This window comes from Caldisericia bacterium, assembly GCA_030018355.1.
Taxonomy (GTDB): domain Bacteria; phylum Caldisericota; class Caldisericia; order B22-G15; family B22-G15; genus JAAYUH01.
The window spans coordinates 200608-216143 of sequence record JASEFN010000003.1; the positions used below are offsets into that span (position 1 = coordinate 200608).

Here is a 15536-nt window from a genome sequence, read left to right on the forward strand (position 1 = left end):
TTTTATATTACATTAAAAAAATAAAATTAACAAACTTGACATTGACAAAAAAATGGTTATAATAATAGTATGAATTTTGCCGAAAAGAATATAATACTAGAAGGTGAAATAAAATCAGGTAAAAGTTATATTTTAAATTCAGTTTTAAAAAAATTAAATATAAAATATGGAGGATTTTTAACTTATCCATATTATTTGAATGAAAGAAGATTAGGATTTAAATTGAAAGATATCTTAACAAACGAAGAAAGTGTAATTGCTATTCATAATATTGATGGTAGTTTGATTATTTTTCCAGATGTTTTTGATGATTTGGGGGTTAGATCTCTTGAAAATGGATATAAAAATTGTGATTTGATCGTTATGGATGAACTTGGATTTTTAGAAGAAAATTCTTATAAATTTAAAGAGAAAGTAATTGAGATTTTAAACTCTAATAAAAGATGTTTTGTTGTTATCAAAAATAAAAAAAATACATTTTTAAAAATTGTTTCAGATTATGGTAAAGTTTTCAAAGTTAATAATGAAAATAAAGAGGAGTTGATTCAAATGATTTTAAAGGAGGTAAATCAATGGATCTTTATGAAGATCTAATTCTATCAGTTGAAAACGATTTTGAGACAAAGATAAATAAACTTTGCGTTGGAATCAGATGGATTGCTGTATTGTCTAAACGGACTGGAATTTCAATAACATACGATAATAATAAAAATCAAACTGGATTAGAAGATGCTGGAAATTTTGAAGGTAAAACAGCAGGCGAACTTCTTAAATTTCTTAAAACTTTTGATACTTTAAAAATTGGAATTGGTTTAGCAACTTTAAATTCATTAATTAATCCACCAAAAAATTTTGAAACAATAAATATTTTTGATTATTTAATTGAAATAGGAAAAGATAAAAGAATTGTTTTTATTGGACATTTTGATGATATAAAAAAACTTCAAGGTGTTGCAAAAGAGATAATTATTCTTGAAAGAAAACCAAAAGAAGATGATTATCTTGATACATTTCAAGAATATTTGATACCAGAAGGTGATATTATTGCAATAACTGGATCAACATTTGCCAATAAATCTATAAAAAGAATTTTAGAACTTTCAAGAGGTAAATATGTGATAGTTTTTGGTCCATCAACTCCCCTTTCTCCAATCTTATTTGATTATGGAGTTGATATGATAGGAGGAATTATTCCAAAAGATGATTTGAAATTGTTCAATATAATTTCACAAGGAGGAAGTATAAAAAATTTTAAAGAATATGTTGATTTTATAACAATTAAAAGGAGGCCATTATGAAAAAATTGTCTATTTTTTTGATTTTATTTATTATTTTTTCTACATTTTCATTTAAAAAAGTTTCAACACAAGAAATAAAATTTCCTGCTGAAATTTCTTTTAAAATTGATGAGAACTATTTTTATATAAATGGATATAAATTAAATTTTGATTCAAATAAAGGTGTTAAGCCAATAATAAAATATGGTAGAACTTTTGTTCCACTAAGATCAATTGTTGAAAGCATTGGTGGAGAAATTTTATGGAAACCAAAAACAAAAGAGATTGAAATAAGATATAAAGGAAATTTAATCGTTTTAACAGTTGATAAAAATACAGCATTTATTAATACAAAAGTAGTAAAAATTGATAGCGATGAGAGAGTAAAGCCTTTTATACTTTATTCAAGGACATATATACCTTTAAGATTTATAATTGAAAACCTTCAAGGAAGTATAAGTTATAATTCTTTGGAGAAAACGATTTTAATAAAAATTGATAGAGATACAAGAGAAATAATTGATTCAAATGGAAGAAAAATAATCATTCCAAAGAAAATATATAGAATTATATCTTTATATCCAATGTCAACTATAATTCTTTTTTCTCTTAAAGAAGAAGATAAACTTATAAATTCACATAAAGGTGCAAAAGTGATAAATTATGAGAATCTCAAAAAATTATATTCTGATTATGATAAACTTCCAGATGCAGGAAGTTTTAAAGATTATAACCCTGAGACAATCCTTTCTATGAAACCAGATATAGTTATTACTCCTCATTATACAAACATCAAAAAACTTGAAGAGATAAATATTCCTGTAATTCTCTTGAATCATGAATCACCAGAAGAACTTTTAAAATCAATAGAAATTCTTGGTGATGCACTTAATAAAAAAGAGGAAGCATATAAAATAGTAAGTTATTATAAGAATATTAAAGATCAAGTTGAAAAATTTCTAAAAGGTAAAGAAAAGAAAAAGGTATATGTTGCTGGTGAAACCATTTTAAAATCTTTTGGTAGTGATTTTTATCAAACATTTATGGTAGAAATTGCAGGAGGAGAGAGTGTAACAAAAATTATAAAAGGAGGAAAAATTGAAATTTCTCTTGAAGATTTACTTAAATTTAATCCAGAATATATTTTCTTTCCTCCATATTTTCTTGGAACTAAAAATGATATTCTAAATAAAAAAGAAATTCAAGAGGTTAAAGCAGTTAAAGAAAAGAGAATATATAAGTTTCCATCATTTATACTTTCATATGACCTTCCTTCAGTTGAATCAATTTTAGGAATAGTTTGGCTTGCTGAAAAGATAAATGGAGACATTTTAAAAATAGATATTGAAAAAGAGATAAAATGGTTTTATAAAAATATTTTTGATTACAATTTAAATGAAGAGGAGTTGAAGGAGATTTTAAAAGAATGAATAATAAAAAGATTATTATTAAAAATTTAAATTTTGGTTATTACGATTCTGAAATTTTTAAGGAGTTTTCTTTTGAGATTGAAAGTGGCGAAATTTTAACAATTCTTGGTCCAAATGGATCTGGTAAGACAACACTTTTAAAACTTATTCAAAAAATTCTCTCTCCAAAAGGAGGAAATATTATTGTATCAGGAAAAGATATTAATGAATATACATTTAAAGAATTAAGTAAAGAGATATCTTATGTTCCACAAATTCACACACCTAAATTTCCTTTTACTGTTTTTGATTTTGTTTTAATGGGTAGAAATCCATACATTGATAATTATTCACTTCCGACTGAAAAGGATATGGAGATTGTAGAGAATTCACTTAAAGATTTAGGGATACTTTACTTGAAGGATAGACCGTATATAGACATTAGTGGTGGGGAACTAAGACTTGTATTAATTGCAAGGGCCATTGCACAAGAAACTGATGTACTTCTTCTTGATGAACCAACAGCATTTCTTGATTTTAAAAATAAACTTTTTGTTCTTAAAAAAATAAAAGAATTAAAACAAAAAAGGAATTTAACAGTTGTTATAACATTACATGATCCAAATGAAGCGATTAACTTTTCAGATAGAATATTATTAATTAATAAAAATGAAATTGTATCTTTTGGTCCTCCAGAAATAGTTTTAAGTAAAGAGAATATTAAAAAAGTTTATTCAGTAGAAATAGAAATTTTTCAAATAAATGATAGAAAATTCATTGTCCCAAAAGAGAAAATTTAAGAATTCATTTTTATTAATTTTTATTTTTTTGATTTTTTTAAATCTTTTTTTATTTTTATTTTCTCTTTCAATTGGAAGATACTCAATTAAAATAGGTGATATTATTAAATTTTTTTTATCTTTATTTTCTCAAAAGAAGTATGATTTAGATCCAAATATAAAGTTAATTATATTTGACATTAGATTACCAAGAATTTTAATTTCAATGCTTGTTGGATCATCTCTATCAATTAGTGGATTATCACTTCAAGGAATTTTTAATAATCCTCTTATATCTCCTTATATACTTGGAATTTCAGGTGGTGCAGGATTTGGTGCAGCATTAGGTGTTTTAATTGGTAAAAACTTTTTTTATATAGAGATTTTATCATTTATTTTTGGTATTTTATCTGTATTTTTAACTATTTTTATCAGTGGGGGTATAAGAACTTTTTCAAATATAAATTTAGTTTTATCTGGATTTATTGTAGGAACTATTTTTCAATCTCTTCTTTCGCTTGTTAAATATTATTTAGATCCTCTTCAAAAACTTCCTACAATTGTTTTTTGGCTAATGGGCTCATTTAATTCAATCTCAAAAAAGGAACTTACTTTGACAATTCCTATATTTATTATGGGTATTATTTTAATATTTTTACTTAGATGGAAACTTAATATTATTTCTCTTGGAGATGAAGAAGCAATTTCTCTTGGTGAAAATCCAAAGTTACTTAAAGGAGTTATTATAGTTTTAACAACAATATTAACTGCAACATCAGTTTCAATATCAGGAATTATAGGGTGGGTTGGTCTTGCAGTTCCTCACATTGGAAGATTTTTACTCGGTTCAGACTTTAGAAAACTTGTTCCTTTTTCAATACTTTTTGGCTCATTTTATCTTCTTTTAATTGATAATATTTCAAGAACTTTAACTCCATCAGAAATTCCAATTGGAATATTGACCTCTTTAATTGGTGCACCAATTTTTATTTATGTTTTAAAAAGAAGAAAGTAGTCTTGTAATTCTATCAAGAATTACGGAACACGCAGATCTTACAGTTAAATGATTATAATTATTCTCCTTTGGAAAACCATAAATTGGTTCTAAAATATAATCATATTTAACTTTTTCAACAGCAATTCCCCAGCCTGTTCCAAAAATAATAAGAGTTGGATATTTTAAAATAATTTCCTTCAGCATTTCATAGTTTATATTATTTTCAAATCTTCTTGCGCTTGTTAAGACAATTTTGGGTTTCTCTTTTTCTTCTTTTTCAATAAATTTTACTACATCATCTAAATTTTTTTTAATAATCACAAGTTTTAAAGCCTCTTTTCTATCTTCGTTATAAAAACTACCTTTCTCTTTTGTCCAAAAATCAATTATTCTTTTAACAGTTTCTCTTTGTGCCTTAAAAGGGTGTACTATAAAATATTTTTTTACTCCGAATGTTCTTGATGCTCTACTTATATCAACAATATCATAAGGGACAATTGATGACACTATTATTTTTTTGTTTATATCATAAACTGGATAGTGTATTAATGCAATATAAAGTCTCATTCTATATTAAGTTTATTATAAAATGATAAAATTTCATTAAATATCTCTTTAAGAAGTTTTTTTTCTTCTTCTGTAAAAGTTTTTGTTAATAATAGATCTGGTCTTAACAAAAGAGTTCTTTTTAAGGACTCTTTTTTTCTAAACTTTTCAATCTCTTTATGATTTCCAGAAAGAAGAATTTGTGGTACATTTAGATTCTCGTATTCTCTAGGTCTTGTATATTGCGGATATTCAAGGAGACCATTTTCAAAACTTTCAATGAGTTTTGTATCTTCTCTTTTTAAAAAATTTGGTATTATTCTTAAAATTGTATCAATAATTATTAATGTTGGAATTTCACCACCAGAGGTTATAAAATCACCAATAGAAATTTCCTCGTCAACATAATTTTTAATTCTTTCATCAACACCTTCATAGTGTCCACATAAAAAAGTGAGAGATTTATAACAAGAGAGTTCTTTTGCTAATTTTTGATTAAATTTAATTCCTGATGGTGAAAGAAGAATAATATGAGTTTCTTTTGAAATTTCTTTTGCTCTATCTATGCTTTTTTTAAGTGGTGGAAACATAAGTAACATTCCAGGTCCACCACCATATGTATAGTCATCAACCTTTTTATGTTTATCTTCTGAATAATTTCTTGGATTTATTAAAAAATACCTTACAACACCCTTTTCAATTGCTTTTTTTGGAAGACTCAAAGAAAAATAGCATTCAAAGATTTGAGGAAAAATTGATATTATAATAAATTCCATTATAATTCTTCAACTTTTTTATTTAATTTTATATAATTTTTTTCTAAATTTATCTCTTTTATAAAAATTTTCATAAATGGAATAAGTATCTTTTCCTCATTTTTTACAACAATTACATCATTTGCAGAAGGATTTGAAATGAAATTAGTGACTTTACCTAAAAATTTATCATTTAAATCATAAACATCAAGATTCATTAATTGAAAGATGTAATACTCATCTTCTTTCAATTTTTGGAGTTCTTCTATTTTTATTACAACATATCTTCCAATATAATTTTCTAATGAATCTTTTGGTTTTTCTTTTAATTTAACAATAACTCTATCCTCATAATCAATTATTTCTAAAATCTCTATTTCTTCAGGTTCCTCATTTTCTATTTGAACTAAAATTTTATCTAAATTTTTGAATCTATTAGGATTATCTGTTTCTTTTTTAATAACAAAAGAAGGGGAGACCCCCCATAAAGAAACAATCTCCCCAATTGTTATAAATTTATTCATTCCTTATTTCTACAACCTTCCCATCCCTTAAAATAATCTCTGTTTCTTGAATCTTTTTCCAGAAATCGTCTCCAATGTTTACATCAACAAACCCTTCTACAACCCCATGAAGATAAAATTCACCATCTTTTAAAAGTTTTATATTCTCTCTTTCTTTGATTAAGTTTTCTTTTATTCTCTCTTCCTCCTCTTTTTGCTCTTTAATTTTATTTTTAACTGCTTGAAGATATGCTGGTTCAAGAGTTGGGGCTGTTAACAAAAGTTTTTTCTCTTCTGAGACGATTTCTGAAATCCTTTTTTCAGATAATTCAATTAATTTATTAAATCTTTCAATTAAGTCCTTTTTTAAATCCTCTGTAACAAAGGATTTAACAAGGACTTGCCTTTTAATTAACACTTTATTTTACCTATCCTTAAGAGAGAATTGATACTATCGTACTTTTTCCAGACTTTCTTGAAATTGCTTGAACAATTGTTCTTAATGCCTCTGCTGTTTTACCCTGTTTTCCAATAACCTTTCCAATATCCTCTTGACCAACTTTTACTTCATAAATAACTGTTGATGTACCCTCAATCTTTCTAACTTGTACTTTTTCAGGATAATCAACAATAACTTTTACAAGTTTTTCTAAAAGATTTGATGCATTTGTTGCATTTGCCATACTCTACCTCCATATTAATTTGTTTTGATGAACTTGAATGAACCCCGAAGAGCCTTATTTCTCTCCGGGGATTTTTGAAAAAGATTATCTCTCTTATTAAGAGAGAATGTTTACCATAGCATTCTTACCTGATTTACTGGCTGCTGCTCTTACTAATGTTCTTAATGCATTTGCTGTTCTTCCCTGTTTCCCAATAACTTTACCAATATCATCAGCACTAACTTTTACTTCATAAACAACAGCCTGTTCGCCCTCTACTGCTTGCACCTTTACTTCCTCTGGATGATCTACCAATGCCTTTACAATCTCTTCAAGTAAATCTTTCATTGTTTAACCTCCTTCAACTTTTTAATAAGGTTTTTAACTGATTCTGTAGGTTGAGCACCTTTGCTCAACCAATACTCCAACCGCTCCAAGTTAACTTTTAAATTATCTCCTTCGGAGCGTGGATTATAACTGCCCAAACTTTCTATATAAGAACTTTTGGGCTGTTTTCTGCTGTCAATGACAATAAGCCTATAGTATGGCTCTTTCTTCTTACCCATTCTTCTCAACTTTATCTTTACCAACCTTTTCACCTCCAAAGGAAACAGGTTATTATAAATTTTATATTATTAGAAATTTTTGTCAATATATTTTATAATTTTGATTAATCACAAAACAATGTGAGGAGGTTTATTTTGGAAAAAGAACAAAAATCTATGTTGATTAAAAACGCAAAGATTTGCAATGAAGATGAATTAAAGGATATATTAATTATTGAAAGTAAATTTAAAAAAATTGAACATCATATAGATTTTAAAGCAGATGAAATTGTTGATATTGATGGATTTATTGTAACTCCAACTTTTATTGATCCTCATTTACACATTGATAAAGCATTTACATTTAATGAAGTTATAAGAGAAGAAGATACCCTTGAAGAATCAATAAAATTAATGCATGGTATTAAAAAAAATTATACTGTAGATGATGTTAAAAGCCGCGCTTTAAAAGCAATAAAAGAATCTATAAAATATGGTGTAACAAAAATTAGAGCACATATTGACATAGACAATATTTGTGGATTAGTGGCTCTTGAAGGATGTTTACTTGCAAAAGAGGAAGTTAAAGATATTGTTGATATTCAGATTGTTGCATTTCCTCAAGAAGGTATTTTTTGTAATAAAGGAACAGATGAGTTAATGATTAAAGCAATTGAAATGGGTGCGAATGTTGTAGGTGGAATGCCTGCTGCTGAATGGATTGACGAAGATTCAAAAAAACATGTTGATTTTGTATTTGAACTTGCAAAAAAATATAATTTAGATATTGATATGCATGTTGATCAAACGAAAGACTTTTTCTCACGTTCTCTTGAGTATATAGCGTATAAAACAATAAAAGAAAATTATGAAGGAAGAGTTACTGCTGCCCATTGTACATCTTTAGCATATCAAAATGACTCTCATGCAAAAAAGGTTATGGAACTAATTAAAATTGCAGATATAAATATATGTGTTAATCCTTCTGTTCTTCTAATTATGGGTGTTGATCCTGAGCCAAGAACAAGAGGATTAACTAGAGCAAGAGAATTGATTGAAAAAGGAATCAATGTTGCAATTGCACAAGATACAATAAGCGATGGTTTTCACCTTTTTGGGACAGGCGACCCTCTTGATTATGGACTTTTATTTGCCTATGCTGCTCAATTTAATTCAACTGATAAAATTAGTAAAATTTTTGATATGATAACCTATAATGGAGCAAAAATTATGAAAATCGAAAATTACGGAATTAAAGAGAATAATCCTGCAGATTTTAATATTATTTTTTGTAAAAAAGAGAGTGAATGTTTAAGATTAAGGCCAGGAAGAATGGTTTTTAAAAATGGAAAACTGATATCAAAAATTGAGAAAAACGAAGAGATTTATTTTTAAAAAAATTTATAATATAATTTAATAGTATTTAATTTTTAAGGAGGTGTAGTACATGAAAAGATCAAAGATTTTAATGGGGGTTATGTTAATTTTAGTGTTATCTTTATTCTTTACTGCATCATGTAAAAAAGTTGAAGAACAGAAACCTGTTTATAAATTAGCAACTGTAATGCCAGGTTCAATTCAAGATGCAGATTACAACACTTTGGGTTACATTGCAACTCAAGAAATTGGAAAAGAGTTTAATATTGATGTTGCTTATTCTGAAAAAGTTGCAGTACCAGATGTTGAAAGAGTAATGAGAGAGTATATAGCAGATGGTTTTAACATCATTTGGGTACATGGAGGACAATTTAATTCTGCAGCATTAAAACTTGCAGATGAAAATCCAAATGTTACATTTGTAATTGAAGTTGATAGTGAACCAAGTGATAAAAAACCAAATGTATGGTATTTCCATAGAAATTTCCATACAGGTTTTTATGTTTTGGGTGCACTTGCTGCACTTAAAACAGAAACAGGAAAGATAGGTTATATTGGTGGACTTGAATTACCATTTACACATGGTGAAATAAATGCAGTAAAACAAGCAATAAAAGATTTAGGCTCAAATGCAACTCTTGACTATGTATATGCAGGAGATTTTAACGATCCTCTTAAAGCAAGACAAGCTGCAGAAAGTTTAATTGCAAAAGGTGTAGATGTTATTTTGAGTTCTGTAAACCTTGGAAATTATGGAATTTACAATGCTCTTGATGAAGCAAAAAGACCAGTTTATATAACAGTTAAATATACTGATAAGTATTCCCAGGCCCCACAAAATTATCTAACAGCAGACCTTTTTGATTTTAGAGTTCCTTTAAGAGAAGTTGTAAGTAGAGTTTTAAAAGGTGAGAAAGGTGGATTTTTAATGCTTGAATATGGTGAAGGTAAGGCTCGTTATACGCAATTTCCTATTAAAAATGTAACAGATGAGATTAATGCAAAAGTTAAACAAATTGCAGATGATGTTGCCTCAGGAAAAATTAAAGTAATTGAAAAACTTGACGTTATAAATCCATAAGTTATAAATTATTTCATTAAAGGGGAGGATATGTCCTCCCCTGTTTTTATTAATTATGAGAGAAATATTTGTTGAATTAAAAAATATAAGAAAAGTTTTTGGTGAAGTTATAGCATTAGATAATGTTAATTTTTCAGTTTTTAAAGGAGAAATTCATGGACTTTTGGGTGAAAATGGCGCTGGAAAATCAACTTTGATGAACATTCTTTATGGTTTATACTCTCCAGATGAGGGAGAAATTTATATTGAGGGAAAAAAAGTTAAAATTTCGTCTCCATTTGATTCAATAAAACTTGGTATAGGAATGGTTCATCAAGTCTCAACTCTTGTCCCTCAATTTAATGCACTTGAAAATATAATTCTTGGAACAGAATATGATAAATATAAACTTAATTATGAAAAAGAGAAAGAAAAAATAATTAAAATTTCAAAAGAACTTAATTTTGAATTTCCACTTGAAATTAAAGTTAAGGATCTCCCTGCTGGTATAAAGCAAAAGATAGAAATTGTTAGATCTCTCTTCAGAGGAGCTAAACTTTTAATTTTAGATGAACCAACAACATCTCTTGTTGAAAGTGAATTTCAACAACTTTTAAAAACTTTAAAAACTCTTGTCGAAAAAGGTGTAACAATAATTTTTATAACTCATAAGATGAGAGAAGTTTTACTTGCTTGTGATAGAGTAACGATTTTAAGAAAAGGAAAAGTTCAAGGCACTCTTACTAAAGAAGAAATGACAACTGAAGCAATTGTTAAACTTATGTTTCAAGAAAAAGATCTTAAAGTAACAGAAAGTGCACTTCCTAAAGTTGAGTTGCCACCGCAAAAAAGAAAAAGTGAAAAACCAATTCTTATTTTAAAAAATGTTTATGTTGAACCAACAGAAAAATCTGTAGGTTTAAAGAATGTGTCTTTTGAACTATTTGGTGGAGAAATTTTAGGTGTCGCATCAGTTTCAGGAAATGGAGAGAAAGAACTTGCTCAAGTAATTGTTAACCCTAAACTTATGAAAGACGGAGATATTATTTTTAATGGTGAATCAATTAAAGATTTATCAACAATTGAGGTTTTTGAAAAAGGTCTTTTTTATACGCCAGAGGATAGAATAAAAGAAGGTATTTTACCAGATGGATCTATAGTTGAGAATGTTTTATTAGGACACCATTTTGAAGATAGGTTTCTTGATAGAAGAGTTTTTGTAAAATGGAATGAAGTAAAAGAAATTACAAAAGATGTAATTAGAAAATTTAACGTTTATACTCCCTCTGAAGATTTACAAATAAGAAGACTATCTGGAGGAAATATACAAAAAGTGATAATTGGAAGATCATTTGTTAATCCAATAAAAGTTCTTATAACTCATAACCCAACATCGGGTCTTGATTTCTCTACAGTCGAATTTATTTTTAGAAAACTTGTTGAAACAAGAGAAAATGGAAGTGGAGTTCTTTGGATTGGAGAAGATTTGGATGAATTACTTATTCTTTGTGATAGAATAATTGTCTTACATAAGGGAGAGGTTAAAGGAATTTTTGAAAGGAAAGATTTTGATAAATTTAAGATGGGTCTTCTTATGATTGGAGGAGAAGCATGAAAGATAGTAAAAAATTTCTAAGAACCTTTTTCATATATTTAATCTCAATTATTCTTGCATTTATAGTTATCTCAATAGTTACAATTCTTTTTGGATATAATGTTTTAGGAGTTTTAAGAACTTTGCTTACGACTTCTTTTAAATCATGGTTTGGTTTTCAAGAAACAATTAAAAAAACAATTCCTCTTATTTTTACAACTTATGCATTTACAATTCCATTTATGATTAAATTTTTTAATATAGGAGCATTTGGTCAGATGTTATTTGGTGGAACAGTAACATCTATAATTGGATTAACTCTTTCAAATCAACTTGGAATTAATCTACCTTCATTTATTATGATTCCTCTTCTTATTATCTCAGGAATTTTGTCTGGAGGACTATTTGCTCTAATAGCAGGTTACCTTACAGCAAAATTTGATATAAATCCAATTATTTCAACAATCATGCTTAACTTTGTTGCAATGCAATTTTTAAATTTTATTGCAACAAATCCTCTATATAGAGATCCATATGAGGGTCATCCAATTTCACTTCCGCTACCAAAATCAGGAACTTTAGGATTTTTTTATGGAATTCCATACTCAATATTTTTTGCAATTTTTGTAATAATTTTTGTTTATTTTTTAATTACAAAAACAAGACTTGGATATGAAATTAAAGCAATTGGTTATAATTTAGATGCAGCACAAACATATGGAATAAATTTTCATAAAACTATTCTTATAACCTTTTTTATCTCTGGTGCACTTGCTGGCCTTGGTGGAACTCTTGAAATTATAAATATTCATAAAAAGTTAATTGAAGGTTTTGCTCAAACAAGTGGTGCTCAATATGGAATTTTTGGAATTTTAACAAGTTTAATAGTTTCAGGAAATCCTATTGGTGTCCCTATTGCTTCTTTTTTAATGTCTGTATTACTTGTTGGAGCAGATGCACTTCAAAGAACAATGCAAATTCCAGTTGAAATGGTTTTTGTTGCTCAAGCATTAATTGTTCTTTTTATTGTAGTTTTTAGAGAAGCATTTGAAAGGAGGAAAAAAATAAAATGATTGCTGCTATAAATTCTTTCATATCACAAACAATAACATATGCTGTTGTATACACATTAACTAGTCTTGGAATAGTGATTGCTGGAAGAGCAGGTATTTTTAATGTATCAGGAGAAGGTATAATGCTCGCTTCTGCTTCATTAGGTTTTATAGTTAGTTTCCTTTCACAAAATTCAATTTTAGGATTCATTGTCGGAGCAATTTTAGGTGGAATTTTTGGTTTAATTCTCTCTTCACTTCATGAAAGGTTTAAAGTAAATCAATTTGTTCTTGGTATTTCTCTTGTAATTTTAGGAACAGGACTTTCTGATCTATTTTATAAATTGATAATTGGAATAAGACTTACTGCACCAAGGGCGCCAAAGACACCAACAATTTCTATACCATTTTTAAATAAAGTTCCAATTATTTCTGCATTTTTAAATCAAGACATAATTGTTTACTTCCTTTACATTGTAATTATTTTTGCATGGTGGTTTTATTACAAAACAAAAATTGGTCTTGAAACAAGAGCAATTGGAGAAAATCCCAAGGCAGCAGATGTTGTTGGTGTTAATGTAACAAGAAGAAGAATTTTATCAACAACAATTGGTTCAATTTTAATTGGAATTTCTGGTGCATATTTACCAATAGTTATTACTGGAACATACACTCCTGATATTTCAGCAGGTAGGGGTTTTATGGCTGTAGGTATTGCAATATTTGCAAGTTGGAGACCTCAAAGAGCAATTCTTGGTGGATTTTTATTTGCTGCAATTGAAGTTTTAGCATTTAGATTACAGGTACTATCCCAAAGAATTCCATATCAATTTTTCTTAATGCTTCCATTTATTTCAGTTTTACTTGTAATGATGTTATTTAAGAAACAAATTGAATTTCCAGCATCAGTTGGTAAACCTTACAGTAGAGAGTAGTTAAATTATTAATTTGATTTTGTCACCTTTCTTTAATTTTGTTATATGAATTAAATTTCTATTTTTACTTAATGGAAAAATTAAATCTCCTTCTCTTGTCAATTTGCCAATAAAATACAAATTTAATTTATCAATTTCTTTTTCATTATTATTAATTGGAATTTTCAAAATTTTATTATTATTTAATTTTATAATTGCTTTATCATAATTTATAATTATATCTTTTATTTCATAATATCTTTCTTTAGGAACCTTATTTGAATACTTTACTTTACCAATAAATTTTGGAATTTTTTCTATATTTTTATATTTAAAAAGATCAAAATTATATTGAATAATTCTTGATATTGTTAATGGTTTTTTAAGAAAAACTTCGAAGGCAAGTTCATTTATATTAAACTTTTTCTTTTTCATCAAATCTATGAGATATTTAGAGAATTTGGATATTGAAGGAGGTCTTATTGGAGAAAGAGTTTTCATTAAAAATTTTTCTATATTATTTAAATTAAATTCATTTTTTTCAAATTTTTTTAAATAATTTATCCTTGACTCTAATTTTTTTAGTTCCTTTATTTTATTTTCTATTTCTTTGACTTTGCCACCTTTTTTTAGATTCTTTATATGTTTTTTTACCCCTTTAATTTTTATTTTAAGTTCATTTAACTCATTAAATCTTCCATAATTTATAATTTCTTGAGTCCCTTTTACCATATCTTGAAAAGTTAAATCAATGTCTTCTGGTATTTTAACAAAAATTGTTTTTAAAATTTTCTCTGGATTTAATGGATAAAAATATTTTTTCTTTGTTTTTTCTATATTTATTTCATCTACAAAATTTCCATCAATACTATTGATTTTTAAAAATAATTTATCAACCCCTTTTCCAACTATATAATATTCATAATCCTCAACTTCAAAAATAAGATTTCCAAAAGAAAGAGTCTCTTCAATTAATTTTTTAAATCCCTTTTTTGTTCTTAAAAATTTTGTTTCAACATCAAAAATAGAATTTGGTGGTTCAATTCCAAAATAAAAAAAGTCAAAGAGAATTGTTTTAAATATTGAAGAAACTGCCCTTGAGTGTGTATATAAATTTATATCATTTGCACCCTTTCTTGTTTCAGATAAGGCATTTTCCATAAAAAACTTTGATATTTTAAAAATTTCTTCTCTATTTAAGTTAAATATATAATAATCTAATAAATTTAAAAATTTTATTCTGAGCAAATCAATTTTTTTGAGTTCTAATTTTTTAAGATTTAAGAAAAAATCAGAAATATAAACTGAATAAAATGGTTGTTTTCCTCTATTTGGTGGATTTGATGAATCTAACCTATCACATATTTGTAGCATCTTTATAAAAAAGTTTTTGTCAAATCTTTTACATTTATCAATATATTTACATCTTTCACATCCATGATGAGAACAGATAAAATTTATTGGTGATATATCTTCTAATAGATCTGAAAAAGAAAAAAAGATTTTATTTAATGGTGTTCTTAAAAATTTATTTAGATTTTCTGGAATTTTATCCTCAAGAATAAGAATTGCATGTTGATCTTTTACATTTAAATCTCTATCTTTTGAAATTAAAAAATGAGATGAAATTTTTCCTATATCGTGAAAAAAAGATGAGATTTCAAGATATTTAATGAATTCACTTAAATTTTTTATATCCATTTATTTTGGTGGAGGCGGCGGGAATTGAACCCGCGTCCATGGAATCTCAGTTTAAACCTTCTACAGGTTTAGCCTGTTTTTTCTTTCTCCTCCTCTCTCTTCTGAACAGGCACAGAAGAGAGAAGCGTATCCTCATTTCTTTTTACCTTTATCCCTGAGGATGAGGATAAAGGCGAGTCTCCTTTTCGCCTCAGTTTGAGAGACCAAGGAGACAAGAATCTCTCAAACTGGCAGTAGACCTTATGCTACTGCAAAAGCATAATTTGTGTTGGCATTTTAAATCTTTTGAGAGTTTTAGGGTCCTCTCAAACCCACCTGCTGGTTTAAACCTCCATTCCATGTCGAACTCCTTTCGCCCCCGCTTT

General features: G+C 27.1%; 18 protein-coding genes and 1 other RNA gene. 10 read left to right on the forward strand and 9 right to left on the reverse strand.

From position 1 onward, the window contains the following. Positions 1-69 precede the first annotated feature (69 nt). The 5 genes from QMD25_04330 to QMD25_04350 are packed head-to-tail and all read left to right on the forward strand — an operon-like array spanning position 70 to position 4480. A complete protein-coding gene (locus QMD25_04330) occupies positions 70-594 on the forward strand; it encodes a nucleoside-triphosphatase (GenBank protein MDI6861225.1) in 525 nt (174 codons plus the stop codon). Further along, the gene (locus QMD25_04335; GenBank protein ID MDI6861226.1) at positions 573-1298 is read left to right on the forward strand and encodes a DUF364 domain-containing protein; all 726 of its coding nucleotides are present in this window, start codon (positions 573-575) and stop codon (positions 1296-1298) included. Before QMD25_04330 ends, QMD25_04335 begins: the two co-directional genes overlap by 22 nt. Beyond that, positions 1295-2707 carry a stalk domain-containing protein gene (locus QMD25_04340; protein ID MDI6861227.1) on the forward strand — a complete coding sequence of 471 codons (1413 nt, stop codon included), beginning with the start codon at positions 1295-1297 and terminating at the stop codon, positions 2705-2707. Before QMD25_04335 ends, QMD25_04340 begins: the two co-directional genes overlap by 4 nt. Then, on the forward strand, positions 2704-3486 hold the full coding sequence (locus QMD25_04345; GenBank protein ID MDI6861228.1) for an ABC transporter ATP-binding protein: 783 nt from the start codon (positions 2704-2706) through the stop codon (positions 3484-3486). Before QMD25_04340 ends, QMD25_04345 begins: the two co-directional genes overlap by 4 nt. Continuing rightward, positions 3449-4480 carry an iron ABC transporter permease gene (locus QMD25_04350; protein ID MDI6861229.1) on the forward strand — a complete coding sequence of 344 codons (1032 nt, stop codon included), beginning with the start codon at positions 3449-3451 and terminating at the stop codon, positions 4478-4480. Before QMD25_04345 ends, QMD25_04350 begins: the two co-directional genes overlap by 38 nt. Here QMD25_04350 and QMD25_04355 read toward each other — a convergent pair. From QMD25_04355 to rpsP, 7 genes are all read right to left on the reverse strand, one after another. Further along, positions 4463-5029, reverse strand: a complete 567-nt coding sequence (locus QMD25_04355; protein MDI6861230.1) for an RNA methyltransferase — start codon at positions 5027-5029, stop codon at positions 4463-4465. The genes QMD25_04350 and QMD25_04355 overlap by 18 nt on opposite strands. Then, a complete protein-coding gene (gene trmD, locus QMD25_04360; protein ID MDI6861231.1) occupies positions 5026-5784 on the reverse strand; it encodes a tRNA (guanosine(37)-N1)-methyltransferase TrmD in 759 nt (252 codons plus the stop codon). The genes QMD25_04355 and trmD overlap by 4 nt, the downstream gene beginning before the upstream one ends. Next, positions 5784-6287: a ribosome maturation factor RimM gene (gene rimM / locus QMD25_04365; protein MDI6861232.1), complete on the reverse strand. Its 504-nt coding sequence runs from the start codon at positions 6285-6287 to the stop codon at positions 5784-5786. The genes trmD and rimM overlap by 1 nt, the downstream gene beginning before the upstream one ends. After that, positions 6280-6684, reverse strand: coding sequence for a YlqD family protein (locus QMD25_04370; protein MDI6861233.1), 405 nt, complete (start codon positions 6682-6684; stop codon positions 6280-6282). The genes rimM and QMD25_04370 overlap by 8 nt, the downstream gene beginning before the upstream one ends. Positions 6685-6700: 16 nt before the next feature. Continuing rightward, complete coding sequence (locus QMD25_04375) at positions 6701-6949, reverse strand: KH domain-containing protein (GenBank protein ID MDI6861234.1); 249 nt, start codon at positions 6947-6949, stop codon at positions 6701-6703. 96 nt (positions 6950-7045) lie between these two features. After that, complete coding sequence (locus tag QMD25_04380) at positions 7046-7276, reverse strand: KH domain-containing protein (GenBank protein ID MDI6861235.1); 231 nt, start codon at positions 7274-7276, stop codon at positions 7046-7048. Then, complete coding sequence (gene rpsP, locus QMD25_04385) at positions 7273-7518, reverse strand: 30S ribosomal protein S16 (GenBank protein ID MDI6861236.1); 246 nt, start codon at positions 7516-7518, stop codon at positions 7273-7275. The genes QMD25_04380 and rpsP overlap by 4 nt, the downstream gene beginning before the upstream one ends. Positions 7519-7629: 111 nt before the next feature. Between rpsP and QMD25_04390 the strand changes: the two genes are divergently transcribed. From QMD25_04390 to QMD25_04410, 5 genes are read left to right on the forward strand one after another with little or no spacing between them, the layout of a single operon-like run. Continuing rightward, complete coding sequence (locus QMD25_04390) at positions 7630-8868, forward strand: amidohydrolase family protein (GenBank protein MDI6861237.1); 1239 nt, start codon at positions 7630-7632, stop codon at positions 8866-8868. Positions 8869-8920: 52 nt separating this feature from the next. Beyond that, complete coding sequence (locus QMD25_04395) at positions 8921-9931, forward strand: BMP family protein (GenBank protein ID MDI6861238.1); 1011 nt, start codon at positions 8921-8923, stop codon at positions 9929-9931. A 55-nt stretch (positions 9932-9986) separates the two neighbouring features. Next, a complete protein-coding gene (locus QMD25_04400; GenBank protein MDI6861239.1) occupies positions 9987-11525 on the forward strand; it encodes an ABC transporter ATP-binding protein in 1539 nt (512 codons plus the stop codon). After that, positions 11522-12577 carry an ABC transporter permease gene (locus tag QMD25_04405; GenBank protein MDI6861240.1) on the forward strand — a complete coding sequence of 352 codons (1056 nt, stop codon included), beginning with the start codon at positions 11522-11524 and terminating at the stop codon, positions 12575-12577. The genes QMD25_04400 and QMD25_04405 overlap by 4 nt, the downstream gene beginning before the upstream one ends. Beyond that, complete coding sequence (locus tag QMD25_04410) at positions 12574-13491, forward strand: ABC transporter permease (GenBank protein ID MDI6861241.1); 918 nt, start codon at positions 12574-12576, stop codon at positions 13489-13491. The genes QMD25_04405 and QMD25_04410 overlap by 4 nt, the downstream gene beginning before the upstream one ends. Here QMD25_04410 and QMD25_04415 read toward each other — a convergent pair whose 3' ends face one another. Both QMD25_04415 and ssrA read right to left on the reverse strand, forming a co-directional pair. Next, a complete protein-coding gene (locus QMD25_04415; GenBank protein MDI6861242.1) occupies positions 13492-15171 on the reverse strand; it encodes a hypothetical protein in 1680 nt (559 codons plus the stop codon). 6 nt (positions 15172-15177) lie between these two features. Beyond that, positions 15178-15531, reverse strand: a transfer-messenger RNA (tmRNA) gene (ssrA, locus tag QMD25_04420). Positions 15532-15536 lie beyond the last annotated feature (5 nt).